This is a genomic window from Neorhizobium petrolearium (assembly GCF_017873175.1).
Classification (GTDB): Bacteria; Pseudomonadota; Alphaproteobacteria; order Rhizobiales; family Rhizobiaceae; genus Neorhizobium; species Neorhizobium petrolearium.
In genome coordinates, this window is record NZ_JAGGJW010000005.1 from 134335 (window position 1) to 160623 (window position 26289).

Annotated in this window: 28 protein-coding genes; 19 read left to right on the forward strand and 9 right to left on the reverse strand. The window is 61.5% G+C overall.

Annotation, left to right across the window (positions count from 1 at the left end):
- Window positions 1-28: 28 nt before the first annotated feature.
- Window positions 29-328 (reverse strand): Rdx family protein, encoded by a 300-nt coding sequence (locus J2046_RS11145; protein WP_210051747.1) that lies wholly within the window; start codon window positions 326-328, stop codon window positions 29-31.
- Between the two features lie 150 nt (window positions 329-478).
- Between J2046_RS11145 and J2046_RS11150 the strand changes: the two genes are divergently transcribed.
- Window positions 479-928: a DoxX family protein gene (locus J2046_RS11150; protein ID WP_210051748.1), complete on the forward strand. Its 450-nt coding sequence runs from the start codon at window positions 479-481 to the stop codon at window positions 926-928.
- Window positions 929-957: 29 nt separating this feature from the next.
- Here the strand turns inward: J2046_RS11150 and J2046_RS11155 are convergent, their stop codons facing one another.
- The gene (locus J2046_RS11155; RefSeq protein WP_233469694.1) at window positions 958-1827 is read right to left on the reverse strand and encodes an NAD(P)-dependent oxidoreductase; all 870 of its coding nucleotides are present in this window, start codon (window positions 1825-1827) and stop codon (window positions 958-960) included.
- 135 nt (window positions 1828-1962) lie between these two features.
- On the opposite strand from J2046_RS11155, the gene J2046_RS11160 reads away from it, so the two are divergent.
- The 3 genes from J2046_RS11160 to J2046_RS11170 all read left to right on the forward strand — a co-directional run bounded on the left by J2046_RS11160 (window position 1963) and on the right by J2046_RS11170 (window position 4222).
- On the forward strand, window positions 1963-2448 hold the full coding sequence (locus J2046_RS11160; RefSeq protein ID WP_210051750.1) for a GFA family protein: 486 nt from the start codon (window positions 1963-1965) through the stop codon (window positions 2446-2448).
- A 24-nt stretch (window positions 2449-2472) separates the two neighbouring features.
- Window positions 2473-3030, forward strand: coding sequence for a sugar O-acetyltransferase (locus tag J2046_RS11165; RefSeq protein WP_210051751.1), 558 nt, complete (start codon window positions 2473-2475; stop codon window positions 3028-3030).
- Window positions 3031-3157: 127 nt separating this feature from the next.
- Window positions 3158-4222, forward strand: coding sequence for a glycoside hydrolase family 25 protein (locus tag J2046_RS11170; protein ID WP_210051752.1), 1065 nt, complete (start codon window positions 3158-3160; stop codon window positions 4220-4222).
- Window positions 4223-4274: 52 nt separating this feature from the next.
- On the opposite strand, the gene J2046_RS11175 is transcribed toward J2046_RS11170, so the two are convergent.
- Window positions 4275-5351: a class I SAM-dependent methyltransferase gene (locus tag J2046_RS11175; RefSeq protein ID WP_210051753.1), complete on the reverse strand. Its 1077-nt coding sequence runs from the start codon at window positions 5349-5351 to the stop codon at window positions 4275-4277.
- Window positions 5352-5496: 145 nt separating this feature from the next.
- Here J2046_RS11175 and J2046_RS11180 point away from each other — a divergent pair, with 145 nt between their 5' ends.
- Window positions 5497-6537, forward strand: a complete 1041-nt coding sequence (locus tag J2046_RS11180) for a GlxA family transcriptional regulator (RefSeq protein ID WP_210051754.1) — start codon at window positions 5497-5499, stop codon at window positions 6535-6537.
- A gap of 158 nt (window positions 6538-6695) precedes the next feature.
- A complete protein-coding gene (locus J2046_RS11185) occupies window positions 6696-6926 on the forward strand; it encodes a hypothetical protein (protein ID WP_233469695.1) in 231 nt (76 codons plus the stop codon).
- Window positions 6927-6983: 57 nt separating this feature from the next.
- Here the strand turns inward: J2046_RS11185 and J2046_RS11190 are convergent, their stop codons facing one another.
- The 3 genes from J2046_RS11190 to gcvA are packed head-to-tail and all read right to left on the reverse strand — an operon-like array spanning window position 6984 to window position 9094.
- Entirely contained in the window at window positions 6984-7676 is a 693-nt protein-coding gene (locus tag J2046_RS11190) for a DUF2161 domain-containing phosphodiesterase (protein ID WP_210051756.1), read from the reverse strand.
- A 51-nt stretch (window positions 7677-7727) separates the two neighbouring features.
- Entirely contained in the window at window positions 7728-8096 is a 369-nt protein-coding gene (locus J2046_RS11195; protein ID WP_210051757.1) for a SecDF P1 head subdomain-containing protein, read from the reverse strand.
- Between the two features lie 56 nt (window positions 8097-8152).
- The gene (gcvA, locus tag J2046_RS11200) at window positions 8153-9094 is read right to left on the reverse strand and encodes a transcriptional regulator GcvA (protein WP_081952661.1); all 942 of its coding nucleotides are present in this window, start codon (window positions 9092-9094) and stop codon (window positions 8153-8155) included.
- A gap of 159 nt (window positions 9095-9253) precedes the next feature.
- On the opposite strand from gcvA, the gene speB reads away from it, so the two are divergent.
- The 13 genes from speB (at window position 9254) to J2046_RS11265 (ending at window position 22015) form a co-directional block, all read left to right on the forward strand.
- Window positions 9254-10312 (forward strand): agmatinase, encoded by a 1059-nt coding sequence (gene speB / locus J2046_RS11205; RefSeq protein ID WP_210051758.1) that lies wholly within the window; start codon window positions 9254-9256, stop codon window positions 10310-10312.
- A 73-nt stretch (window positions 10313-10385) separates the two neighbouring features.
- On the forward strand, window positions 10386-11474 hold the full coding sequence (locus J2046_RS11210; RefSeq protein WP_210051759.1) for an ABC transporter substrate-binding protein: 1089 nt from the start codon (window positions 10386-10388) through the stop codon (window positions 11472-11474).
- A 203-nt stretch (window positions 11475-11677) separates the two neighbouring features.
- Window positions 11678-12715: an ABC transporter ATP-binding protein gene (locus tag J2046_RS11215; protein ID WP_210051760.1), complete on the forward strand. Its 1038-nt coding sequence runs from the start codon at window positions 11678-11680 to the stop codon at window positions 12713-12715.
- Window positions 12712-13566, forward strand: coding sequence for an ABC transporter permease (locus J2046_RS11220; protein ID WP_210051761.1), 855 nt, complete (start codon window positions 12712-12714; stop codon window positions 13564-13566). Before J2046_RS11215 ends, J2046_RS11220 begins: the two co-directional genes overlap by 4 nt.
- Complete coding sequence (locus tag J2046_RS11225) at window positions 13563-14357, forward strand: ABC transporter permease (RefSeq protein ID WP_210051762.1); 795 nt, start codon at window positions 13563-13565, stop codon at window positions 14355-14357. Before J2046_RS11220 ends, J2046_RS11225 begins: the two co-directional genes overlap by 4 nt.
- An 11-nt stretch (window positions 14358-14368) precedes the next feature.
- On the forward strand, window positions 14369-15139 hold the full coding sequence (locus tag J2046_RS11230; RefSeq protein ID WP_210051763.1) for a carbon-nitrogen hydrolase family protein: 771 nt from the start codon (window positions 14369-14371) through the stop codon (window positions 15137-15139).
- 111 nt (window positions 15140-15250) lie between these two features.
- Complete coding sequence (locus J2046_RS11235) at window positions 15251-16330, forward strand: iron-containing alcohol dehydrogenase (protein ID WP_210051764.1); 1080 nt, start codon at window positions 15251-15253, stop codon at window positions 16328-16330.
- Between the two features lie 59 nt (window positions 16331-16389).
- A complete protein-coding gene (locus J2046_RS11240; protein WP_210051765.1) occupies window positions 16390-17292 on the forward strand; it encodes an IclR family transcriptional regulator in 903 nt (300 codons plus the stop codon).
- Window positions 17293-17502: 210 nt separating this feature from the next.
- Window positions 17503-18552 carry a gentisate 1,2-dioxygenase gene (gene gtdA / locus J2046_RS11245; RefSeq protein WP_210051766.1) on the forward strand — a complete coding sequence of 350 codons (1050 nt, stop codon included), beginning with the start codon at window positions 17503-17505 and terminating at the stop codon, window positions 18550-18552.
- 33 nt (window positions 18553-18585) lie between these two features.
- Window positions 18586-19455 carry a fumarylacetoacetate hydrolase family protein gene (locus J2046_RS11250; protein WP_210051767.1) on the forward strand — a complete coding sequence of 290 codons (870 nt, stop codon included), beginning with the start codon at window positions 18586-18588 and terminating at the stop codon, window positions 19453-19455.
- Window positions 19452-19952, forward strand: coding sequence for a MarR family winged helix-turn-helix transcriptional regulator (locus J2046_RS11255; RefSeq protein ID WP_210051768.1), 501 nt, complete (start codon window positions 19452-19454; stop codon window positions 19950-19952). Before J2046_RS11250 ends, J2046_RS11255 begins: the two co-directional genes overlap by 4 nt.
- 69 nt (window positions 19953-20021) lie before the next feature.
- Window positions 20022-21080, forward strand: a complete 1059-nt coding sequence (locus J2046_RS11260; RefSeq protein ID WP_210051769.1) for an alcohol dehydrogenase — start codon at window positions 20022-20024, stop codon at window positions 21078-21080.
- Window positions 21077-22015: an acyl-CoA thioesterase gene (locus tag J2046_RS11265; protein WP_210051770.1), complete on the forward strand. Its 939-nt coding sequence runs from the start codon at window positions 21077-21079 to the stop codon at window positions 22013-22015. Before J2046_RS11260 ends, J2046_RS11265 begins: the two co-directional genes overlap by 4 nt.
- Window positions 22016-22088: 73 nt before the next feature.
- On the opposite strand, the gene J2046_RS11270 is transcribed toward J2046_RS11265, so the two are convergent.
- The 3 genes from J2046_RS11270 to J2046_RS11280 all read right to left on the reverse strand — a co-directional run bounded on the left by J2046_RS11270 (window position 22089) and on the right by J2046_RS11280 (window position 26279).
- Window positions 22089-22811, reverse strand: coding sequence for an enoyl-CoA hydratase/isomerase family protein (locus tag J2046_RS11270; RefSeq protein ID WP_210051771.1), 723 nt, complete (start codon window positions 22809-22811; stop codon window positions 22089-22091).
- 11 nt (window positions 22812-22822) lie between these two features.
- Complete coding sequence (locus J2046_RS11275; RefSeq protein ID WP_233469696.1) at window positions 22823-25168, reverse strand: xanthine dehydrogenase family protein molybdopterin-binding subunit; 2346 nt, start codon at window positions 25166-25168, stop codon at window positions 22823-22825.
- Between the two features lie 331 nt (window positions 25169-25499).
- Window positions 25500-26279, reverse strand: a complete 780-nt coding sequence (locus tag J2046_RS11280) for an alpha/beta fold hydrolase (protein ID WP_210051773.1) — start codon at window positions 26277-26279, stop codon at window positions 25500-25502.
- Window positions 26280-26289 lie beyond the last annotated feature (10 nt).

Here is a 26289-nt window from a genome sequence, read left to right on the forward strand (position 1 = left end):
AACCTTTGACGGTTGATCGCTGACGGTCTCAAACCTCGCCGCTCTCTTTCGCCGCGCGGTCCACATGGCCGAGATCCCGCTCGGGGTCGATCACATCGCGCACCCGCTGCTTCAACTCCTTCGGTCCAGGAAAACCGCCGTCGCGCTTGCGTTCCCAGATGAGTTCACCATTCAGGCGAATCTCGAAATTGCCGCCGGTGCCGGGGATGAGCGCGACTTCGCCAAGCTGGTCGGCAAAGGTCTGCAGGAGTTCCTGAGCCATCCAGCCAGCCCGAAGCAGCCAATTGCACTGCGTACAGTAGAGAATGGTAATGCGCGCCTTTTCCATCGGTTTCACCTTTCCGCCGATTCAAATGGACCTCACGATAATGTCACCTTAAATAGTCATGTTTTTGAATTTACGCATCTCGACAGGAGCAGCTTCCACGTCAATTGGTGACCACGACGTATTGTTCTCTCTGCCACAAGGAGGTCTTCGATGGCTCTTCAATCCACCACTCGCTCCCGCCTCATTATCCCGGCACTTGCCCCTGTCTATACCTCCACCCACGAGACCGTCGAGACGATCCTGCGCGTGGTCGCAGGCCTGCTGCTCGTCACGCATGGTTTCGGCAAGATCACCAACCCCTTCGGTACTATCGCCATGGTCGAAGGCCTGGGGTTCTATCCGGGCGTCTTCTGGTCACCGCTGCTGGCGGCCACCGAATTCTTCGGCGGCATTCTCGTCACCATCGGCCTTTTCACCCGTCCTGCATCATTCGCGGCCATGATCGTGCTGCTGGTCACCGTTTATTTCCATGGCATCGTGCAGAATCAGGGTTTGATGGGGGCGGAAAAGTCCATTCTCTGGGCTGCCATCTTCCTGTTCTTCGCAATTCGCGGCGGCAACAGCCACTCAGTCGACGCTCGTCTTAGCCGCACATTCTGATCTTTCGGGAAGGCTGGGCAGTCCGCTGCTCAGGTCTTCCCTTCGAGCGCCAACCGTACGACGGTGCCGAGATCGGCTTCGCCATGGCCGAGTGCGGCGGCCTCCTTGAAGCTCGCATGCGCGGCCTCGATGGCGGGTGTCGCAACACCCAGCCGACTGGCGAGCTCGAAGACGACGCCCATGTCCTTGAGGACGCCGGAGACGGGAAAGCCCACATTATCGGTCTCGCCGAGGATGACGGGAAGCCGCGAGCGCATAGCCGGGCTCGCAGCCGGGCTGCCGGATAGGATTTCGATCATCTTGTCGCGCGAAAGCCCGGCCTTGCCGCCAAGCTGGACAGCTTCCTTCATGATCTGCCAGAGCCCCATCAGCATCATGTTGTTGACGAGCTTCGCCGATGCGCCGTCTCCCAGCTTTCCGACGTGATGGATACGATTTGAGAGAACTCCGGCGACCGGCAGGAAGCGCTGGAAATTCTGCTCAGCACCGCCGACGTAAAAACCGACCGTGCCCGCGAGCAGCATTTCCGGTCCGCCGGAAATCGGCGCATCGAGAAGCGATGCCCCTTTCTCCTTTATGCTGACTTCATGGGCGCGCAGCGTCTCGGGACTGACCGTACTCGTGTCGACAATCAGTTTTCCCGTAAGCTGGATGGCAGCGAGTTCGTCGAGCACGGCATGCACGGCGGGATCGTCGAGCAGGGCAAGAACAATGATGTCGGAAGCAGCCGAGAGCGACGGCAGGTCGCTTGCCGCGGCGATCCCGAATGCCGAGGCCTTTTCCGGCGAAAGACCGCTACGGGTCCAGCCCGTCACGAAAAAACCCTGCTTTGCAAGGCGTTCCGCCATGGCACCACCCATGCGGCCGAGTCCAACCACGCCGATACGCTCTGTTGTCATATGCACATTCCCACTCTTCCACATCATTCAAGTTAAGCAGAACGGGTCGCTCCCGTCTCCCCAATTTTGTATTGCGAAGCGACGACTCGACATTTCATGATAGGCTTACCGCACTGAAGGGTGCCAGGAAGCGACATGAGCGAGATGTTCGAAGGAGGTTGTTTCTGCGGCAGGATCCGCTACCGCATGAACGGGCAGCCGATGTTCATCCATTGCTGCCACTGTACGGATTGCCAGCGCCAGACCGGTGGAGCTTTCGCTATCAACGCGCTGATCGAGGCAGAGTACATCGAAATCGTCGATGGCGAGCCTGTGCCGGTCGCCATGAAGACCGACAGCGGCCATCCGCACGACATCTACCGTTGTCCCGATTGCCAGATAGCGCTCTGGAGTGACTATGGCCGGCGCAGGTGGATGCTTTTCATCCGCGTATCGACCCTCGACAGACGGACGGAATTCACACCCGATGTCCATATCTTCACCCGCTCGAAAGTGCCCTGGGTCGAACTGCCGGACGATGCCAAGGTCTTCGAGGAATATTACAGCACCAGGGCGCTGTGGCCGCCGGAAAGCCTGGCTCGACGCGAGGCGGCCCGGATCAAGGCTGGTGCTGAACGGTGAAGCAAAAAGCGGGGACGGCAAGATATGGCGAACGAGCGGGAAAAAATGGCGGCGGGAGACTGGTATTCCTGTCTGGATCCGGAACTCGACGCCCTGCGCAACAACGCGCGGATCGCCTGCCACGCCCACAATACGCTGCCGCCTGACCAGCGCGGCACGATAGCGCCAAACCTGCGGACTCTTTTCGGCGCGGTTCACGAAACCGTCTTTCTGGAAGCGCCGTTCCATTGCGCCTACGGGTTCAATGTCTTTCTCGATAAGGGCGTTTATCTGAATGCTGGTTGTACAGTCCTCGATACCGCACCGGTCAGGATCGGCGCCTGCACGATGCTCGGCCCTTCCGTGCAGCTCTATTGTGCTGACCACCATCGTGATCCAACCCTTCGCGCCCAGGGGCTCGAGATCGCCCGTCCGATCACCTTGGGCTCCGATGTGTGGATCGGCGGCGGCGCAATCATCCTCGGTGGCGTGACGATCGGTGATGGCGCCATTATCGGCGCGGGCGCGGTCGTCACGCGCGACGTTGCGGCTGGCATCACCGTTGCCGGCAATCCGGCTCGTGCCATCAAGCCGCGCGGCTGATTCCCTTTCTGGTGCACATAAAGATTGGATTCAGCATTTCTTGGTAATTTTCCATTAGCAATTCCTCTCAGGGATTATCGACGGCATTGGGGACGCCGTCTTGGTTGTTTTGCGTACGGGTTTCCAAATGCGTCGTCTGTCGGCTGTACCAGTTCTCTTCTTTGCCTGTTTCGCTCTGGCAGGTTGCGCCTCCAGTTCTGGTCCGGAGGACATCGTGGCCGGCGTTGCACCAAGGGAAACCACTGGCTCGATCACCCAGCCGGTAGCGCCCGTTCCATCCGTCAGTGTCGGCAAGACTTCGCGGATCAGTACCCCACAGGTTCGGCAAGAGCCGCAGACGGAAACGCTTGCCTGGTCCGGCTCGATGCCAGCGCCACAGGCCTTCGTGCAGGAAACGACGGTCGGCATGCCTGTCCCTTCCGAAAGGCCGGTTGCCATGCTGGTGCCCGACAGGTCGGTGGTCGAAGCTCCGCTACAGCGGCGCATGCAGATCTATAGCCGTCGCTTTCGCGACGCCAAGCCGATCAATTTTGGCCGTGTCTCGCCGAAGGACTATGCAGTCCACGGCGTCGATGTCTCTCGCTGGCAGGGTGAGATCGACTGGGGGAAACTCAGGACTCAGGGCGCCAATTTCGCCTATATCAAAGCGACCGACGGGGGCGACCATCTCGACCCGATGTTCAAGACCAATTGGCGGCGAGCCAAAGAGGCCGGTCTGAAGCGCGGCGCCTACCACTTCTTCTACTGGTGCCGTACCGCCGGCGAACAGGCTGACTGGTTCATCCGCAACGTCCCTCGGGATCCCGATGCGCTGCCGCCGGTCATAGACGTGGAATGGAACCACGAATCCAGCTGCAGGCAGCGCCTGTCGCCCAAGCGGGTGGTGGAAAAGATGCAGGTCTTCATGGACAAGCTCGAACGGTATTACGGCCAGCGCCCGATCATCTACACCGCGCCGGACTTCTACAAGGACAACCTGAGGGGAAAATTCCTCGATTATCCTTTCTGGTTGCGTGCTGTCGCGCAGCACCCCTCGAAGGTCTATCCGGGCCGCAAATGGCTCTTCTGGCAATATTCCGGCTCCGGCCTGTCGCATGGCGTCGACGGCAAGATCGACCTCAACGTCTTCCACGGCAGCGTGGAACAATGGCACAATTGGATCTCGCCGCGGACGACCCTGGCGCGAAACTAGCCAGGCAAGCGGGACCTGCCGAAAACGGCCCCGCTTGATCCCTCGGGCTACATCAAAGCCGCGCTTCGAGGATGAGGTTGAACGGTGTCGCCATGGCCCGCCGGAAGTGCGTAAAGCCGGCCTTGTAGAATACCTCCCTCAGCCGCGCCTCACCGGCCTGCGCGCCCAGCACAATGTGGCCGCCATCCGAGATAGCATGCGCGCAGCAGATCGTCGTCGACGCCGCGTAATATAAGCGGGCGACCGGCGAGATATTGTCCTCCACGCGGTCATTGGCGAAGGGTTCCACCAACATGACGGTACCGCCCGGAGCAAGCGTGCGCGCGGCGTGCTTTGCCGCGGCGAGCGGATCGCCCATGTCGTGCAGGCAATCGAAAAAGCAGATCAGATCGTATCCCTTGCCGGAATAGTTCTCCGCACGCGCCTTTTCGAATGTGACCCGGTCTGCAACGCCGGCGTCCAAAGCGATCTTTCGAGCCTCGGCGACCGACTCCGGATGCGTATCGAAGCCGTGGAAGTGCGATGCCGGGAAGGCTTCCGCCATCAGCACCGTGGAATTGCCGTAGCCACAACCTATATCCGCCACCAGGGCCCCGCTCTTCAACTTGTCGATTACACCATCGAGCGACGGCAACCATTCGGGGACGAGGCTCGCCTTGTAGGCGTTGCGGTAAAATGACGCCACGCCGCAATAGAGACGACCGTCGTGGTCGCCCCAGGGGATGCCTGAGCCTGTGCGGAATGCTTCAAGCGCCTTGTCTTCGTCCGCCCACATCGAGGCCGGCACCGCCCAGGCGCCGGCGATGAAGACCGGGCTCTCGTCGTTTGCGAGCACCAGCGCCTGTTCCGGCGTCAGTTCGAAGCTGTCGCTGATCGCGTGATAGGCAATATAGCCCCCGGCGACCTGGGAATTCAGCCACTCGCGCAGGTAACGCTCGGCGCAACCGGTACGGGCCGCCAGCTCGCGCGAATTCAGCGGTCCGGCGCCTGCCATGGCCTTGTAGAGGCCCAGGCGGTGGCCGATGCTGATCATGACGCCACCATAGCCGGCTGACAGATCGCCGATGGCGCGCGAGACGATCGCGTCCAGCTTGGCCGGATCGACGGAATTGGTTGTAAGATAATCCATGTTGCTATCTCCTGTTCGTTCGGTTGTGATGATGATCGGAAGATTGCAGATGAAATCCGGGGTTGGCAGAGCGGGAAAGTCCAAGATCGGGCCGTTTGCGCCACATCGCGGCTGGGTATAGGCAATAAATGTCGGAGGGAGGGATATGCCGAATGAGGCAGATCGGACGCGCTTGAAGCCGCGACATGTAAGCCTTGTGGCCATTCCCGATGCCGTAGTCTCGACACTGAGCGGCGTCTTTGATGTCATGAACGCATTCTCGGTCCTGCCGCCAGGACTTACAGAAGCACAACCGTTTGAAGTGCAGATCGTCGGGTTGGAAGCGGGCCCATTGATACTGGCAAGTCAGGTGCCGATCACCGTGCAGCGGAGCATCGACGATCTCGATGCCACCGATATCATCATCGTTCCGTCGATCCTGCTTGGTCCCGGTGGTTGGCGGAAAGGTCGATATCCGCAGCTGGTCGAATGGGTTCGCAGAATGCATGACCGCGGCGCTCTTCTCTGTTCGGCCTGTTCCGGCATATTTCTGCTTGCCGAGACAGGGCTCTTCGATGGTGCAGAGGCGACCGTTCATTTCGGTTATGCCAGCGCCTTTTCAGCCGCCTTTCCGCATGTGTCAATCCATCCGGAGCGCGTGCTCGTCGTTTCCGGACGGAGAGAGGAACTGATCAGCTCGGGCGCCTCCATGACCTGGCACGACCTCGTGCTCTACCTCATCAGCCGCCATATGGGAGCTGCGGCAGCGCAGACCATAGCGCGTTTTTTTGCGCTTCAATGGCATCAGGACGGGCTCGCGCCCTACATCGTTTTCGAAGGGCGCAATGACCACGGGGACACTGCGATCCAGGTGGCACAGGATTGGGTCGCGACCCGCTTCTCCGTAGCCAATCCGCTTGAAGAGATGACGCGGCGGGCCGGTCTCACCGAACGCACCTTCAAACGGCGCTTCACGCGCGCCACCGGTGTCAGCCCGATGGCCTATGTGCAGCGCCTCAGGATTGAGGATGCCAAGCGTCGCCTGGAGACCACCGACATATCGGTCGATGAGATAAGCTGGCAAGTCGGCTATGAGGAGCCCGCTTTCTTTCGCCGATTGTTCAAGCGCATCACGGGCCTGGCACCCGGTGTCTATCGCCGTCGGTTCCGTATTCCGGACTACGCACGATCGACGTCGAAGGAATGATCGTTCACTCGCCGCTCCCGGAAAAGTGATTTTCTTGGAACAAATCCTGCTCGCCGGCATTGTCTCCTGCGTAGGAGGAAGCAATCATGACTTTTGATCCCAATGACAGACAGCCCGATTACCGTTCCGAGCCGGCCCGAGGCCGGAGTTCCTCGTGGATGGCTTGGGTCGCCGTGATCGCCGTCATCCTTGTCGGCGCCTTTGTATGGTCCCAGATGGGCGGCTCGCCCACCGACACACAGACTACGTCTTCGACAACACCGCCGGCAGCAACGGATCAGTCGCCGGCTCCGGCACCTGTTATGCCGGGTGCCCCGCCGGCGGACAATGCAACTCCGGCGACTCCGCCAGCAGGTGGTGGTGCGGGTGGCACGGGCACCCAGCCGTAAGCCGTTCATGCATCAACCAACGGTCGCCCGCCTTTTACAGCGGGCGGCTTCTTCAGGTCAGACATTCGAAATGGCGTCATCCGGCGTCGTGGGGATGAGGCTTGCCTCGGGCCAGCGCTCCAGAGACTGTCGCCCGAGTTCGGTCAGCGCATAGACGCCTTTCTCCACCCGTTGGAACCAGCCGTAATAGTTGGCAAGCAGGATTGAACCCGCGTTCGGAGCCGCCGTCTTCATGTCCCGGGGCCGGAGTGGCCCGTGGACGAGCGCCGCCGCGCAGGCAAGCGCCTGCTGACGATAGGCGGTCATGACCGGTACCTTGGTGCTGCCGCCGATGGCCGGATCACCTCGCCGCCTGCGATGTTCCTTGACGAGACGCGTCCGCCGCTTTGGATTGGTGCGCGGCATGGGCGAGACGGAACTGACGATGACGCTCACCTCGCCCGCACCCGACACGCCGAGCATCCCGATGCCGAGGCGGCGGCAGAGATCACGATACCGCTGGTCAGCCTCGCGGCCACGGCCGCTTGCCGAAACCCGCGCAGCAATCCACACCTCATCGGATGTTGCCGCTCGGTCAACCGCCTGAAGAATGAGTTCCAGATTGAAGCTGAGCTTCAGCTCACAAACCACCACGACCGGCGGGTCGGTTTCGCTCAAGCCCACCAGATCGCAGCCGCCCACCTCGCCCTTCACTTCGTAGCCGAAGCTTTCCAGAAAGGTTTTGACGGGCGCGTAGAGCGAGGTTTCCATGCTGTGCGACCAAAGGGAATCAATCGCAGGAAACTAACACGAATGAGCGATCTATTTGACCGGTTCATCATCGATCGTCAGCTTGGCGCTATGGTTGAGCAGAAAAGCGAGATTTTTCGCTGCTTCCGGCGTCATCCCCCCACTCAGCTGGATCGTCGGACCGTTCATCGGGCCTCCGATAAAAGGAGACATCAGCAGAATTCCGTCGGCACGAATGTGGATCTGCCTACCCACCCTGCTTTCCGTGAAAGCCGCAGCTTCGACGCTTTCATCCGTCAGGAGAACATCGACCGCACCGCCTGGCGGCACATTGTCCCGGCTCGCTTCCGCCCTCGCGACCTTGAGTTCGAGCATCTCGGCCGAGGCCGTCATCTGGCCCATGAGAGAAAATGCAAGGCCGCTCACGAGCTTTGCCAACATGGAACTTCTCCTACACGCTACGACATCTCGAGGATTTAGGACAAACGAGGCGAACGTCATCCTCTCCGGCCGCGAAGTAGCGTGCGGGCCGAGGTCTGCGGCTCCGCCAGATGGTCGGCCTCCAGAGACGAGAACATCCACTCGATGAAAACGCGCACGATCGGTGTGGAGCGCATCGCGGGGCGGCAGGCGACATAGAAGGAATCGTTTGCCGCCACGCTCAGGTCGAAGGGAACGACAAGCTCTCCCCGCGCGATCAGGTTGCTGGCCGTGATCGTATCCCCGAGCGCAATCCCCTGCCCGTGCAGGGCGGCTTCCGTCGAAAAACGCGCATCGCCCATGTAATATTGCTGACGGCGAGGCAGGTCTACGGCATCCGCTGCCGCCAACCAGGTATTCCATTCCCGCCCGTCCGCGTCGCCATGCAGCAGGATGTGATCCTCCAGGTCACGCATTGAGCGTAGCGGGCGATTGTTCAACAAAGTCGGACTTGCAACGGGGAAAAGCCGCAGATTGCTCCACAGCCGTGTCCAGACATCAGGCCAGTTGCCATCGCCGTAGAGAATGCAGACGTCGACATCGGGCGAATGCAGTCTGACGGGATCGTTAGATGCGGTGAGCTTCAGCCTGACGCCCGGAAATTGCTCGGTGAAGGAATTGAGGCGCGGCACGATCCAGAAGGAAAGAAGCGCCGGCACGCAGGTGATCGAGAGTTCGCCGGTGGTGGCCGGCCGCTTCATCTGAGCGGTCGCAGCCGCAATCTCACCGAAGGCCTGGGTAACGGCCGGCAGCAGCAGCGCCCCCTCCGAGGTGAGTTTCAGGCGCTTTGCGCCGCGTTCGAAGAGCGGAACGTTGAGCGATACCTCCAGCGCCTTGATCTGGTGGCTGACCGCACCATGGGTGACGTTGAGCTCACGCGCGGCGGCCGAAACCGAGCCTCGACGGGCGGTCGCCTCGAAGGCGCGGAGCGGATTGAGGGGCGGCAGGCGGCTCGTCACGCTGAACCTTATTGTTAGTTTTTCTCACATCAACCGCTAGAACAATCTCAATTGCTTTTCCACCTCGTCTCGGCGGATAATGATGAAAACAAGGGCTGCCGCCCAAAGGGAACAAAATTTAGGCTGCGCTCAAACAATATTAGGATAGACGAGGCAATCATGGCATTCGACGGCAAGAAGCTCGAGGAGTTGCGGGCGAAATATCTCGACAGCCAGGGCGGCGAGATATTCGATCCGAAATTTCGCAAGGTGGGCGAGAAGATCTTCAACAAGGCGGGCACCCGCGTAGCCCCCTATGCCGGCATTCCGACCCTTCTCGACGCACCTTACCTACCCGTTGACGCGGAAAACCCGGATTTCGGCGATCTTCAGGTGGCAATGATTGGCATGCCGATGGACTTGGGCGTTACCAACCGGCCAGGTTCGCGCTTCGGGCCGCGGGCGCTGCGTGCCATCGAGCGCGTCGGCCCCTACAACCACGTCCTGGAATGCGCGCCGACCCATGAGCTTCGGGTTGCGGATATCGGCGACGTACCTTTCCGCAGCCGCTATCGGCTGGAGATGAGCCATGACGACATCGAGAAGCGTATCAATCAGATCGTCGATGCCAGCGTGCTCCCCCTGTCCGTGGGCGGCGACCATTCGATCACCCATCCGATCCTGAAAGCGGTCGGCAAAAAGGCCCCCGTCGGCCTGATCCATATCGATGCCCATTGCGATACAAGCGGCTTCTTCGACGAGACGAAGTTCCACCATGGAGGCCCGTTCCGCAACGCGGTGCTGGACGGCGTGCTCGACCCGACCCGCACGATCCAGATCGGCATCCGCGGTGCCGCCGAATATCTCTGGGAGTTCTCCTACGAGTCCGGCATGACCGTGATCCATGCCGAGGAAGTGGCCGGCCTCGGCATTCCGGCGATCATCGAGAAGGCGAGAAAGATCGTCGGCGACGGTCCGACCTATCTCTCTTTCGACATTGACAGCCTCGACCCGAGCTTTGCGCCCGGCACCGGCACGCCGGAGATCGGCGGACTTACGACCCGTGAAGTGCTGGAACTGATCCGTGGCTTGAAGGGCGTTAATATCGTCGGCGGCGACGTGGTCGAGGTGGCGCCGCAATATGACGCGACCAATAACACCGCGCATGCAGGTGCCCAGATGCTGTTCGAAATCCTGAGCCTGATGATCTTCAGCCCTTCCGTGAAGGGCCGGGCTTGAAGTAAATTAGATAACAAGAGTGGGAACCCGCCCATGCGGCACCGGACCGGTGGGCACACAAAGGAGAGACATCATGTCTGATATCTTCAATGCCAGGATCGGCCGTCGCACCGTGCTCGGCGCCGGTCTCGCCGGCGCTTCGATGCTTGCCATGCCGGCGGTATTGCGCGCCCAGGACAAGAGCCTGAAGGTCGGCGTCTACGGCGGCTACTTCAAGGATTCATTCGACAAGAATATTTTCGAGGATTTCACCAAGACGACCGGCATTGCCATCGAATCGATCGCCGAACCGACAGGTGAGGCCTGGCTCGTACAGCTCGAGCAGGCCGCCAAGGCGGGTGCAGCGCCAGCCGACGTCTCGATGATGTCACAGGTCGCGATGCTGAAAGGTCAGTCGACGGATCTCTGGGCGCCGCTCGATCTTTCCAAGCTTCCGAACGCCGTAAACCTGATCGAACGCTTCGTCAACAAATATCCGGACGGCCGCGTTGCCGGTATCGGCGCCGTCTCCTGGTACATCACGCTGGTTTCCAACACGGACGTGTTCAAGGACGCGCCTACCTCCTGGAGCGCGCTTTGGGAGAAGGACAAGGAAGACAAGCTTGGCCTGCTCGCGCTCGTCTCCAATTCCTTCCTGCTTGAGGTGACGGCGAAAACCTTCATGGGCGGCACGAACGCGCTCGACACGGACGAAGGCATCATCAAGGCGCTCGAAAAGCTTGCCGAGCTGAAGCCAAACGTCCGGCTGTGGTATCGCGACGAGGCGCAGTTCGAACAGGCGCTGAAGTCCGGTGAAATCCCGATGGGCCAGTATTATCACGACGTCACCGGCCTTGCGATCGCCGACGGTTTCCATGTCCGCTCCACCTTCCCGAAGGAAGGCGGCATCCAGGACAGTGGGTGCTGGGCGCTGTCGCGCGCCTCGAAGAAGACGGAAGAGGCGCATGTCTTCATCAATTACATGTGCCAGCCGGCAATCCAGGCGACACTTTCCCGCAAAGTCGGCACCTCACCGACTGTCCAGCGTGGCTTGACTGATCTCACCGACCAGGAATTCGCCGCCGTGTCTTCCGATGTCGAACCGATCGTCCCGCGCTATGATCTCTACCAGACCAAGTCCGACTTCCTGAACCAGAAGTGGACGGAGATGATCGCGGGTTGAGATAACACTATCGTTAGAGGCAGCCCCTCATCCGGCTGCCGCCACCTTCTCCCCGTTTTGACGGGAGAAGGGATATGCCGCACCCGCTTCCGCTATCTCTCCGACAGCGCGAGGCACGTCCCCTCTCCCCGCGAGCGGGGAGAGGGTTAGGGTGAGGGGCAATTCATGTTATTGACAGCCGCCACACTGAGCGCGGAGACCGAATGTCCGGATTGAACCTTGAGCATGTGACGAAGCAGTTCGGCACCTTTACCGCCGTCAACGACGTCAGCCTCTCCGTGCCCGACGGCACGTTCGTCTGCCTGCTCGGCCCTTCGGGCTGCGGCAAGACCACGCTGATGCGGATGATCGCCGGGCTCGACCTGCCGACCGGCGGTGCGATCCGATTGGGCGGCGCCGACATTACCCAGGTTCCGACCCACAAGCGCGATCTCGGCATGGTCTTCCAATCGCTGGCGCTTTTCCCGCACCTGACAGTCGGCGAGAACATCGCCTATTCGCTGCGCATTCGCGGCGTGGCGAAGGACGTGCAGAAAGCTCGCGTCGACGAGTTGTTGGCGATGATCCATCTGCCGGGTTTCGCCGACCGTTCCGTCAACAAGCTCTCTGGTGGCCAACGACAGCGCGTGGCGATCGCACGCGCCTTGGCCATCTCGCCGAAGCTTTTCCTTCTTGATGAGCCGCTTTCGGCGCTCGATGCGAAGCTCCGCGAGGCAATGCAGGTGGAGTTGCGCCAGCTGCAGCAGCGGCTCGGCATCACCACCATCGTCGTCACCCATGACCAGCGCGAAGCGATGACCATGGCCGATACGGTCGTGGTGATGAACAAGGGCGAGATTCGCCAGGCCGCCGCTCCCGTCGATATCTACCGCCGTCCGGCCGACAGTTTTGTCGCCGACTTCATCGGCCAGACCAACCTCCTGCCCGTCGAGGCCGACAGTGCCGGCCGTGCTAGGGTGCTGGGGCAGGCCGTCGAGGGACTGATGCTATCCGCCGGGGCGACAAAGGGCGTGCTCTCGGTGCGGCCGGAAGACGTGCAGCTCACCGCCCCTGGGAATGGCGCGATTTCCGGCATCGTGACCTTTATCCGCGATCTCGGCGGCGCCATCGAGACCTTCGTGGAAGCAGGTGGCCAGCAGATTATCGCCGTTTCCTCGCCGCGCAGCCGGCCCGAGGTTTCGGTCGGACAGCAAGTCGGCATCCGGCTCGATCCGATGACCAGCGTGGTGCTTGCGAAATGAGACGCGAACCACCGCAGCGCCTTGTCGATTACGGACCGCTTGTCTTTCCGGCAGGCATGCTGACCGTATTCTTCGTGGTACCCTTCGCCACGATGATTGCCGTCTCCTTCTTCCAGCGGCAGCAGGGCGGCTTTTATACGCCGGCTTTCGTCTTCGACAACTACGCCCGGTTCCTGAGCCTGTTCTTCGGCAAGGTGCTCGGCTTCTCGCTGTTTCTGGCGATCGCGGTGGCGGTTGCCTGCGTGGTGGTCGGCATTCCCTTCACCTATCTCCTTTCTCGCTCCAAGCGGAACGTCCAGATCGTCTGGCTGGTAGCGCTCCTCTCCATCCTGTCGCTCTCGGAAGTGATGATCGGCTTCGCCTGGTCAACACTGTTTTCCCGCACCGCCGGCATCACCAATTTGCTTGTCTGGCTGGGACTGATGGAACAGGCGCTGGCGCTGACGCCAAGCTTTACCGCCGTCATGACCGCCATGACATACCAGGCCTTTCCCTATACGATCCTGGTGCTTTATCCGGCGCTGGTGCGGCTCGACCCGACGCTGACGGAAGCAGCGCGCACGCTCGGCGCCTCGCCCGTCAAGGCATTTTTCACAGTCGTCGTGCCGGTACTGCGGAATACGATCCTCGCGACGCTGATCATGGTCTTCATCTTCGCGCTCGGCTCCTATCTGCTGCCGCAGCTTCTCGGAAGGCCTCAGCACTGGACGCTCTCGGTGCTGATCACCGACCAGGCGATCTACCAGTCGAACATGCCGTTCGCCGCCGCCATGGCCGTATTTCTCGTGCTGGTGTCGCTGGCGCTGGTAGGCCTCGCTTTTTATGCGGGCCGGCAGAAGGAGGCCAAATGACCGCGCTTCGCCGCCTGTTCTTCTTCATCGTCAGCTTGTTCCTCGCCCTGCCATTGATCGTCGTCGCAGGCGTCTCGGTCAACCAGCGCCAGTCGCTGACCTTCCCGCCGCAGGGCTTTTCGCTCGCCTGGTACGGTCAGATCTTCACCAATCCGGAATGGCGGAACGCGCTGATCGCCTCGCTGACGCTTGCCGCCCTTTCGGCCCTGCTGGCGCTTTTGATCGCGCTGCCGCTCGCCTGGTTCCTGTGGCGGCGCATTGCCCCCTGGGCGAATATTTTCCAACTTCTCGGCATCGCGCCCTTTACTCTGCCGCCGGTGATCACCGCGCTCGGGATGCTCACCTTCTGGGCGACGACCGGTTTCTACGGCCAGCCCTGGACTGCGGTCATCAGCCACGGCATCTTCTTCGTCACCCTGCCGCTGGTGACATTGTCGCTCGGCTTTTCAGCGATCGATCGCTCGCTGGTGGAAGCGGCCGCCACGATGGGTGCCGATGACAAAATGGTGTTCCGCACCGTCGTGCTGCCGCTGATCCTGCCTTATCTCATCTCGGGTTATGCCTTCGCCTTCGTCCTGTCGCTCAACGAATACATTGTTGCCTACATGACGGTAGGCTTCACGATGGAAACCTTGCCGATCAAGATCTTCAACGCGCTGCGCTACGGCTATACCCCGACCATGGCCTCGGTGACGATGCTGTTCCTGGTTGTCGCTGCGGTTGTCTTCGGCCTGGTGGCACGGTTCGGCGACCTGCCGAAGCTGCTTGGCGCGATGTCGGAAGACAAATAGAGGGCGGACCGATGAAAATTGCCGGTTATCAGATGCAGCCGGTCGTCGGCGATGTCGACGCCAATCTGGCAAAGATCAGGGCCGCGGCGGAAAGGGCGGCGGCTCAGGGCGCCGCATTGCTGATCGCGCCAGAACTAGCGCTGACCGGTTACGGCGCCGCGGACCGGTTTCCCGATCTTGCCACGCCCGCCCATGGCCACGTAACGGACCAGCTATCGGAAATCGCTGCAAGGCACGGCATCGCCATCGTTGCCGGCTTTGCCGAAGAGACCCCTGAAGCCACTTTCAACAGCGCCTTCTTCACGGACGGCAATGGCCAGACAGCGGTCTACCGCAAGTGCAATCTCTATGGTCCCTATGAGCGGCAATGGTTCGCTCAAGAGGATCGACGTCAGGTTCTCGTCACTCTCGGCGGCATCAGACTCGGCTTCCTTATCTGCTACGATGTCGAGTTCCCGGAGAATGTCCGCCAGTTGGCAAAGGGCGGAGCCGATCTCGTCGTGGTTCCGACGGCGCTGCCGAAGGGCTGGTCCGGTGATTTCATCGCCAACCAAATGATCCCGGTCCGTGCTTTCGAGAACCAGGTTTTTGTCGCCTATATCAACCACTCAGGCTCCGACGAATTGTTCGCCTATGCGGGCCTCTCACGCATTGCCGCGCCGGACGGCAAGCTGCTGGCCGAAGCACCCGCCGAAGGCGAGGCACTGATCATCGCAGACATCAATCCGGCGGCTTACGCCCAGTCAAGGGCGGAAAACACCTATCTCGCCGATCTCGCTTGATCCTCGGCCGATCGGTACAGACCCGTCGCAAGTCAATTCGGCCTTCGCCAAACTCCCATTCCTTTGATAATGTTGTATAGCGTTCTACGTGACAGCATCTGGGGGGGGTCCATGACACGTATTTTCCGAGCGCCGGCTTTTTATATACAAGGCCCCGGCAGTCTCGGTTTGCTCGGCGAAAAGGCGGCTACGCTCGGCCGTTCGGTCGTCGCCGTCTGCGATGCCGCCGTGTTTCCCCACATTGAAGCCGAGCTCGCGAAGACGCTCACCCGGCAGGATATCGAGCCGACGATCATCCTCTTCGATGCGGACGTCACCCATAGAGAGATGGACCGGCTGGCCGAAGAGGTACGCCGCAAAGGCGGCGAAGTGGTGGTCGGCATTGGCGGAGGCCGCACACTCGATGTCTCCAAGGGCGTCGCCCGCCGCACCGGTCTGCCTTTCGTCAGCGTGCCGACGGTCGCCTCTACCGATGCGCCCGCAACGCGCGGCATCGTCATCTATGACGACAACCATGCGATGATCGCCGTCGAGCAGATGGACGACAATCCGGCTTTCGTGATCGTCGATACGGGAGTCATTGCCAGGGCCCCTGCCCGGCTCCTGCGCGGCGGCATCGGCGATGCGCTCACCGCCAAATTCGAGGCGGAAGGCACCTGGAAGGGAACCGGGCTTTCCAAGCACGGCACAAGACCGCTCAAAACCGGCGTGATGCTCGGTGATCTCTGTTACCGCATGCTGCTCGAACACGGGCCGGGGGCCATGCACGTCGCCGGCACCGGCGAAGTGACGCCGGACCTGGAAGCCTTGATCGAAGCCATCCTCTGGCTGAGTGCCGTCGCCTTCGAGAATACGGGCCTCTCTGTCGCCCATGCGGTCGCGACCGAACTCGGCGCCATCGAGCCGGTGCGCAAGCAGTCGCTGCATGGCGAACATGCGGCCTATGGCACGCTGGTTCAGGCGACCGCCGAGGATCGTTCGGAAGGTGAGCTCGAAACGCTGTTTTCCTTCTACGACGAGATCGGCATGCCGCGCAGGCTCGCCGATCTCGGGTTGCCGGCAGTGGATGACGCTGCGATCGACAGCCTCGCTCTCGCCTGCGCGAAAAGCCCGTTCCTGATCAACCAGGAACATGGACTCGATGCCGATGACCTCGCAGCCGCGTTCCGGGCTGTGGAAAACCACAGTTGAAGCAGGCTCGACCTCATTCGAATATAAGGATAATCATCTGGGAACATGAGGGATTTAGAATGGCATCAGATAAAGGAAAGCCAGCCGAGGAGTGGACCCAGCGCCGCATTCAGTCGATCGAGGTCGGCTTCCAGGTGATCCGCGCCATGGAGGCGGCCAACGGTCCGCTGCCGTTGCGGGACATCGCTGCTGCTGCCGGCATGCCGCCGAGCAAGGCGCATCTCTATCTCGTCAGCTTCGTCAAGGAAGGTGTTGCCTTCCAGGATCCCGTCACCGGCCATTACGGGCTCGGGCGTTTTGCAATCCAGCTCGGTCTGTCGGCCATCCGGCAGCTCGATGTCGTGGAACTCGCCCGCGAAGAACTGGCCACGCTGCAGCGGGCGACCGGCTTTGCGACGTACCTCTCGCTCTGGGGCGATCGCGGCCCGGGCATCGTCTCCAAGGTCGACGGCCAACGGCAGGGGTCGCTCGCCGTGCGTCTTGGCTATGTCCTGCCGCTCCTGACCTCCGCGACCGGCCAGGTCTTCCTCACTTATCTCGATGAGAGCGAGACTGCCGCGGTACGGCAGGACGAGATCGCCGCCGCCAAGCGGGATCATTCTGAAGAGACTGCTTCGCTTGCACCCCGCGTCACGACGGTGAAGGATATCCAGAAGATCGTCGAGACCGTACGCCGCCAAGGCTATGCGATGACGGTCAACAGCATCAATTCGAGTTTCGCCGCGATCGCTGCGCCGGTCTTCGACTATAGCAGCCGCATCGTCGCGACCATGACCGTTCTTGGGTCCGACAAGCAACTCTCCGGCCCTCGGAAAAAGCAGACGCTTGATGCGCTGCTGACGGCAACACACCGGCTTTCAGAACGGCTCGGTGCCTCCAGCCGCGGCGTGAAAGGCAAAGAAAACGAAACCCCTCCGACAGCACCGAAGTCGGCGAAGGCGAAGGGTGCTGCGGGGCGATAGTTCGTTGTCCTAATAGCCATACCCTTGTTTGTAGAACTGCTGAGAGGAAGCCCCGCCTTCCGTCATTTTCAGTGACATCTCCCTCAGGGGAGAAACCGCATTGGGTCTGCCGTACCGCTTCTTCCTCCAATCATCGTCATCAATTGACGCGCTCAAAATAATTAGTATACCTTACGATCTATGGCTTGAGGAAACCATAGGGAGGATTCTATGCACGAGATCGATGCAGTCACCGTCGCAAAACGCGAGGAATTCTACGGACGTCTGAAGCCACACAACATGGCGCCGCTCTGGGAAGTGATGAAGGGCATGCTGCCGCCGGAGCCGAAATCCAAGGCTGAGGCGCATCGCTGGCGCTATGACGATATCCGTCCGCTGATCCTGGAATCCGGCAGCCTGCTGACGGCGGAAGAGGCCGAACGCCGCGTGCTGATCCTCGAAAACCCAGCCTTCCCCGGCCAGTCGCGCGCCACCTCGACGCTTTATGCCGGCATCCAGATCATCATGCCGGGCGAAGTAGCCCCTGCCCACCGTCACACGCCGTCGGCGCTGCGTTTCATGCTGGAAGGCTCCGGCGCCTATACGTCGGTTGGCGGCGAGCGCACCCGCATGGCCTTCGGCGATTTCGTTATCACGCCGGTCTGGGCCTGGCACGACCACGGCAATGACGGCTCCGACCCGGCCGCCTGGCTCGACGGCCTTGACGTGCCGATGATCGCCTTCTTTGAAGCAGTCTTCCGCGAAGACTACAACGACGCCGAGCAGGAGATTCTCCGGCCGGAAGGCGACTCGCTCTTTCGTTTCGGCTCCGGCATGCTGCCGATCGGAGGTGCCAGCCCCTACGGCCAGACGACGCCGATCTTCAACTACCCTTACGAGCGCAGCCGCGAGGCGCTTTACAGGTCTTCGCGCGGCGAGGAGATCGACGCCCATATCGGCACGACGCTCCGTTATGCCAACCCGCTTGACGGCGGCTGGACCATGCCGACCATGTCGGCCTGGCTAAGCCATTTCCCGAAGGGCATGGAGACGACAAAGATTCGCTCCACCGACCATATCGTCATGTGCATCGCCGAAGGCACCGGCTCGATCACAATCGGTACGAAGACTTTCGACTTCGGCCCCAAGGACGTCATCGTTGTGCCCGGCTGGTCGTGGCGCTCGTTCAAGACGAACGAAGACGTCGTCGTCTTCTGCTTCTCCGATCGCGTCGCGCAGGAGAAGCTCGGCTATTTCCGCGAAGACCGCGCCAAGGTCTGAGCACCGCCATCTGTAGAACCCGAGGAGAGAAAAATGCGTTTCTGTCGCTTCGACGATAATCGTCTGGGCGTGGTCGTCGGCGATGAGGTGAAGGACGTCACCGCCGTGCTCGACCGCCTGCCGGCCTACCGCTACCCCTTCCCGCATGGTGACCAGTTCATGGCGCATTTCGCCGAGCTCAGGCCCGTCATGGAGGAGATGGCGAAGATCGCGCCGTCAAAGAAGCTCGCCGATGTGGCTCTCTTGAGCCCTATTGCCAATCCCGGCAAGATCGTCGGTGCGCCAGTCAACTACCGGCTCCATTTGGACGAGGTGCTGGACAGCGACCAGTTGCATCACGGCATGAAGATCAAGCCGATCGCCGAGGCCGGCGTTTTCCTCAAGGCGGTGAGCTCGCTGATCGGTCCTTCGGAAGGCATCGTCGTCGATTGGGACGACCGCCGCACCGACCACGAGATCGAGCTCGCCGTCATTATCGGCAAGAAGGCCTTTCGCGTGTCGGAGGCGGATGCGCTAGATTACGTCGCCGGCTATGCGATCGGCTACGACATCACCATCCGCGGCCCGGAGGAGCGCAGCTACCGGAAGTCGCTCGACACGTTCAGTGTGCTCGGCCCTTATGTCGTTACCGCAGACGAAATCCCGAATCCGAACAATCTTGATTTCGAATTGGCCATCGGCGGCGAAACACGCCAGAAGTCCAACACGAAGATGCTGATTTTCAACGTCCAGAAGCTGATCGAATTCACCAGCAAGGCCTATACGCTCTATCCCGGCGACATCATCATGACCGGCACGCCGGAAGGCGTTGCACCGATCGCCGCGGGCGATATCCTGCATGGCACTTTCGAGGGCATCGGCACGATGGATGTGAAGGTCTACGACAACTGGAACAGGAAATGAGTTTCGATCCGAAGGCCCCGGAACAGGAGGCTGGCAAAGCTGTCCTGCTGCCCGGTGTCGTCGGCATCCGCATCAGGCGGCTGCAGTCGCTGTTCGGCAGCCATTGGCAGGGCTGGTTCCGCCCCCGCGGGCTTGCCGTCACGCCGGTGCAGGGCGGCGTTCTGCTCCTGATCCACCGCCATCCCGGCATCAGCCAGATCGCGCTCGCAAGGCGGCTGAGGATCGAGGCGCCGACGCTCATCCAATCGCTTGGCCCCCTCATCAAACAGAAGCTTGTCGAACGCATCCGTTCGGCGGACGACGGCCGGGTCTACGAACTCCGGCTGACCAGGGCCGGGTTCGAGGCGGCCGCCCTGGTGGAGGCTTCCATACCGGAACACGAAGCGGACCTTTTACGGCACCTTTCGATCGAGGAACGGCAGACTTTCCTTTCCTTGCTGGATAAGGCGATTGCCGGAGCGGAGGCGGCGTTGGAAGAGCAAGAGAAGGCGGAATAGCCATTTCCCGGATTGCGACATGACAGGCAACCTGATATTCACTCTCGGATATCTGGGAGGAACGGTATCATGCGATCATGGAAGGTCTTCGAAGCGTCGGAGGTGCTGAAAGAAGTCGAGGAGGCAACGCCTGAGCCCACCGGCAGTGAGGTGGTCGTCTCGGTATCCCATTGCGGGCTCTGCCATTCCGACCTGACCCTCTGGAAGGGCATTTTCGACATGGGCGACCGCAAGGTGTCGATCGACAGCATCGGGCTTACGCGGCCCCTCACTCTCGGCCATGAGATCCTCGGCACCGTCACCGCCATGGGACCGGAGGCGACCGGCGTGAAGATCGGCGACCGCCGCCTTGTTTATCCCTGGCTCGGATGCGGCACCTGCGATACCTGCCGCACTGGACGGGAAAACCTCTGCATGCAGGCCCGCCAGCTCGGCATGAAACGGCCCGGCGGTTTCGGCAGCCATGTGGTCGTGCCGCACGGCCGCTACCTGATCGACACGGACGACCTCGATCCGGCGCTTGCCGCGACCTATGCCTGCTCGGGGCTCACCGCCTATTCCGCCGTCCGCAAGGCCATGCCAATGCGTCCCGATGAGGCAGTGGTCGTGGTCGGCGCGGGCGGGTTAGGTCTGAGCGGCATCGTCATTCTGAAGGCACTCGGCCACGAGAACATTGTCGTGGTCGATATGTCGGAAGAAAAGCTGAAGGCTGCGCTGGAAGCCGGTGCTCATAAAACGGTGCTTTCGAGCAGCGGCGACGTGACACAGAAGATCGTCGAAACGGTCGGCGGGCCGGTGCGCACCATCATCGATTTCGTCAACAACAGTGAAACGACCGCCTTCTCCTTCCCGGCGCTGGCGCGCGGCGGCCGTATCATCATGGTCGGCATGTACGGCGGCCAGCTCACCGTTCCGACCATGCGCATGGCGCAGGGTGGTTTGAGCCTCATCGGCAGCATCACCGGCACGCTTCAGGAATTGCGTGAACTGGTGGACCTGGCAAAAAGCGGCAAGCTCGACGCCATTCCCTATGAAACCGTGCCGAAGTCCGACGTCAACGATGCGATGAACCGCCTTCTCAAAGGCGCCGTCAAGGGTCGCATCGTGCTTCAGGGAGAAACGGCTTGAGCGGCGAGATGACCGAAGTATGGCGCGGCAGCGTGCGCCAATGGGAAGTGGACGAGATGGGCCACTGGAACACGCAATATTACGTGGCGCGTGCCAATGAAGGTCTCGCCATGCTCTTCGGCTTCAACGGCCTGCCGGGTCTCTTCTCGCCCTCGTCGCCCACGACGGTCGCCTTCAACGAGCACCATATCCGCTTCCATCGCGAAGCGCATGCCGGCGCGCCGCTGCACATGACCGGCGGTTTCTTGCAAGTGGGTGAGACGACAGCTTTCGCTGTGCTCGTGCTTCATCACAGCGAAAGCGGGCAGGTGGCTGCGACCTTCCGGGTGCGGCTCACGCATGTCGATGCGGCGGACGGCACCACTCCGCAGCCCTGGCCGGCGACTTTCCGGAAAAGGGCCTCGACCTCGCTGGTCGAGACGCCGAAGGAGGCCGCGCCGCGTGGCACGGACGACGAACCGGTGGCGCTGACCGCCTCGCGCGAGCGGGCCTTGAAACTGGACCTGAAGCGCACGGCAATGAGCCTGATCGAGCTGGACGCTTGCGATGCCTTCGGACGGATGGGATCGCAAAAGTTCATCGGCGCGGTCGGCGGCGGCGTAAAACAGCTCACCGGACCGATCCGGGCGCTGGTTGCCGAGCACGCGGAGGCACGGCTCGGCAAGATCGGCGGGGCCGTGCTGGAATTCCGCATCATCTACGGTGAGACGCCCCGCCTCGGCGATTGTTTCGAGATCTGGGCGGGACTGCAGAAGACCGACAAGCGCACCATGTCGCTGATCTTCTGGATGGTTGATCCCTTCACCGGCCGAGTATTCGGCTCGATGCAGTCCATCGCCATCGTCTTCGATCTGGATGCACGGGCGATCGTGCAGATTTCGCCAGCAGCGACCGAAGCGTTGACGCCTTTCGTTACGGAAGGGCTGGCGCTGTAACTTCAGCTTCCGGCTGCCGCCATCCTCCCTCCCCACTCGCGGGGAGAAGGTTAGCATGGGGGCAAATAAGCACCTATCTGAACTTCTCCGCCGTCGCGACGCAGTTGATCAGCGCGGCGAGTTCCTTACGCGAAGCAGACGAGGTTTCCGGACTCATCGAGATGAAGGCCTTGATGCCGCGCACGGTCGGCACCGAATTCTTTTCCAGTTGACCCACCACGCGTGCGACTTCCGCTTCCAGCCCGTCGGCCGGAACCGTGATGGCGATCAGGCCAAGAACCTTGGCTTCCGCCGCCGGAATGACGTCGCGGGTAAAGACCATGCGGGCAAGCGCTGCGCGCGAGATGCGGTCGGCGAGCGCGTTCAAGACCAGCGTCGGGGCGATATCGTGGTTCATTTCCGGCACCTGGAAAGTGGCGGTGTCGGAGGCGATCGCCACGTCGGCAAGCGCCGCGATGGCGCAGCCGACGCCGGCGGCCTTCCCTTGAACAGCGGTAATGAAGGGCACGGGAATCTCGCGCAGCACTTCATAGAAATCGAGCACCGGGTCGGAGATCGCGTTGCGGAGATCGAGCGCCGTGGCGCGCGTGCCCGGCGCCGGCATGGCCGCACTCCGGCCGGTGCAGAAGTCCGGCCCGTTCGCCTTCATCAGCACGGCCCGGGTTTCCGGCGACAGCGACTTCAGTGCAGCGGTGATGGCTTCCGCCATCTCCGGCGTCAGCGCATTGCCCTTGTCGGGACGGTCGAGAATGATTTCGAGGACGTTCCCCTTCGTGGAAATCAGGACTTCGGACAATTTTTCCTCCCCTATTGATTGGCTTTGGCCTGCTGGATCGCCTGCCAGATGCGGGATGGCGTCACCGGCATTTCGATATGAGTGACGCCGAGATCGGTGAGTGCATCTGTTATCGCATTGACGACCACGCCCAGCGAGGGAGTCGTACCGCCCTCCCCGCCCGGACGGAAGCCGAGCGGATGGCTCTTCGCCGGCACTTCGCTGATCACCGTATCGAAGCTCGGAAAATCCGAGGCGCGCCCGATCTGATAGTCCATGAAGGTCGCCGAAAGGTTCTGGCCGGTTTCGCGGTCGTAATGCGACCATTCATACATGGCCTGGCCGGCGCCCTGCACGATACCGCCATGGGTCTGGCCGTCGACGATCATCGGGTTCAGCGCCTTGCCGACGTCGTCGACCGTCGAATAGCGCGGAATCTCATAGTAACCGGTGTCCGGGTCGACCTCCACTTCGCAGACGGCCGCGCCATAGGGATAGGCAAGTCCGTGGGTCGTCTCGTCGGCAATTGCGGCGAGCACGCCCTTCAGCTCGTCCGGCAGACCGAGACTCTTGTCGGCGGCTTCCGCCGCTTCGAACAGACTGATTACGCCATTCGACCCGCGGGCGCGGAAATGGCCCTCGGCATAGTCGATCGCGTCCGGCACGACGTTCAGCATGAAGGCGGCGATCTTCCGGCCGCGCTCAATGATCTCGGCGGTCGCCTTGTGCATCACGATCGAGGAGAAACGCAGCGAGCGACCGGAATGCGAGCCGCCGCCGGCGGAGACGAAATCCGTGTCGCTGGCGCGGATCTGAACGACCTCATGGGAAATGCCGAGGAAAGAACCGACCAGCTGGGCAAAGGCCGTCTCGTGCCCCTGCCCGGTGTTCTGGGTACCGATCACCACATCGACAATGCCCGATGTCGGGTCGACGGTGATCTCGGCGCGCTCGCGCGGCACACCGCTGGTGCCTTCGATATAGTTGGAAAGGCCGATGCCGCGATATTTTCCCCGCTTCCGCGCTTCCGCCCGGCGCGCCTCGAAACCGTTCCAGTCGGCCATGGCGAGCACCTTGTCCATACAGCCGATATAGTCGCCGTTGTCGTAGCTCACGCCGAACGGATTGGCATAGGGACATTCCTCTTCCGGGATCATGTTGATCCGGCGCAGTTCGACCCGATCGAAACCGAACTTGCGGGCGGCAAGGTCGATCATCCGCTCTATGATATACATGGCTTCCGGCCGGCCGGCGCTGCGGTAGGGAATGGTCGGTACGGTATTGGTCATCGCCGCGAAGAAGTCCACATGCGCGACCGGCACGCGATAAAGGCTGGTCATCAGCTGCAGGCCCTTGTTGAGGGCGGTGTAGGAAACCGTGTGCGCGCCGATATTGCTGACGTTGGTCGAGCGGAAGGCAAAGAACCTGCCGTCCTTGTCCAGCGCGAGCCTGGCCCGAACATGCAAGTCGCGGCCCTGGAAATCCGAAAGGAAGGCCTCGATACGCTCCGCCTGATGCTTGACCGGCCGGCCGATCAGCTTCGCGGCATAGGGCAAGAGCACGAATTCCGGATAGGTGGCGTTGCGCGTGCCGAAATTGCCGCCGACATCGCGCGGCGCCACGACCCGCACGAAGGCCATATCGACGCCGAGCGAAGCGGCGATCTGCTCGCGCATCATGACGACGCCATGGCCGCCGGAAGCATGGATCGTGAACTTGCCGGTCTCAGGATCGTATTCGGCGGACGACGAGCGCGGCTCCATGTGAACGCCGGTGACGCGCTGCGCCCAGCTTTCGAATTCCAGCACATGCGCGGCCATGGCGAAGGCGGCGTCGGTGCCCGCCTTGTCGCCGACTTCACCATCCATCGCCCGGTTGCCCGGCACATGCTCCCAGAGCTGCGGCGCGCCCTCCTCGATCGCGTCGATGCCGCGCACGACGGAAGGCAACTCCTCCCAGTCGACCACCACGGCTTCGGCCGCATCCTTGGCGAGGTTGGTGGATTCGGCCACCACCATGACGACCGCCTCGCCGACGAATCGGGCCTTGTCGGTGGGCAGCGCCTGATGATGGGTGCGGGCCCGCTCCGAGCCGTCACGGTTCCTGATGCGGATGTCGGAGCCGAATTGCGAGCTGCCGATCGCATGGGGAATCGGCTTGATGCCGGCCACGACGATATCCTCGCCGGTCAGCACGGTCAGCACGCCCGGCATTTCGCGAGCGGCGGAGGTATCGATGCTTCTGATGATCGCATGGGCATGCGGCGAACGGACGAAGGCGGCATAAGCCGCGTTCTCGTATTTCAAGTCATCGGCATATTGACCCTTGCCGGTGATCAACCGGAGATCTTCCTTGCGCCTGACTTCTTCACCGATCATGCTATTCCTCCCTTGCACACCGTGCCACGTATTCGGGACGATGGCGATCTGCCCGTGGCTTTGGGCCATCCCGATGCAAAACGCAACTTAATTCATAATAGACATACTCAATCCGTCAATGTTGAAACTTTGGGATCGACTGGAATTGACCATCGCGACTCGCTTTTGAGCGATTGCGATCGTGACCACGCAGCTGCGTCATTCCTATGCTTGTCACAGGGAAGACGGAGGAGAAGTTGCCGCCATCCGTTCCCCCAAAGAAAAAAGGCCCCGACCGAAGTCCGGGCCAAGCTTCCCTGGGAGGGGGGAATTGAAATCCCAGGGATATCTCTCAAGCGGCTTCCGGCCCCTGGTTCAGCACATAACCCGGGCCGCGCTTCAGGAAGGCGGTCCAGAGACGGAGCGTTCGCTCAGGCTGGTCGACCTCGATCGAATGAGCCGCATCGAAGATGAAAGCGCGCTGCGAGGTCGGGATCATGCGTTTCAGGTACGCGCCTGCTTCTGCCGGCACGACCTTGTCCTCCGTGCCGAGCAGGATCAGCGTCACCGCCTCGATCGAAGGCAGGCGCGCGCTGAGCGCTTCATCAACCTGAACATTGTTGGCGAGGCGCTCGTAGGTATTGCCATTGGCCGCCATGACTTCCGGCGACTTCGGTGCAGACGTAATCTTCTGCGGATGGGCATAGAGCGCCTTGAAGCGCGCTTCGGGATCGGCCGGAAGGCCGCCCTTGCCGCCGAAGCGGAAACCGGCCGGCACCTGCAGGATCAGGTGATCGACCATCTTCGGGTTATTGGCGGCGAGCCACAGCGCCGTCCAGCTTCCGAAGGAGGAGCCGATCACGTCGAAACGCGGTCCGATAACCTTCTCGGCGAATTCGGCGACCATAGCCGCCCAGTCCTGCACGGTTTTCAGGCGCTCGTCGCCCTCGGTGCCGTCGAAGCCGGGGCAGATTGGCGCGTAGACCGTGTGGCTCTTCGTCAGCGCCTTGAGCGGCTCGGTGAGCATAACGCCGCCGGCAGCGTGCAGATAAAGGACCGGCGTACCGGCGCCGCCGACATGATAATTGAGCTTGTCGCAGGAAAGCTCGATCGTCTTGATTTCAAAAGTCATGGATCAAACC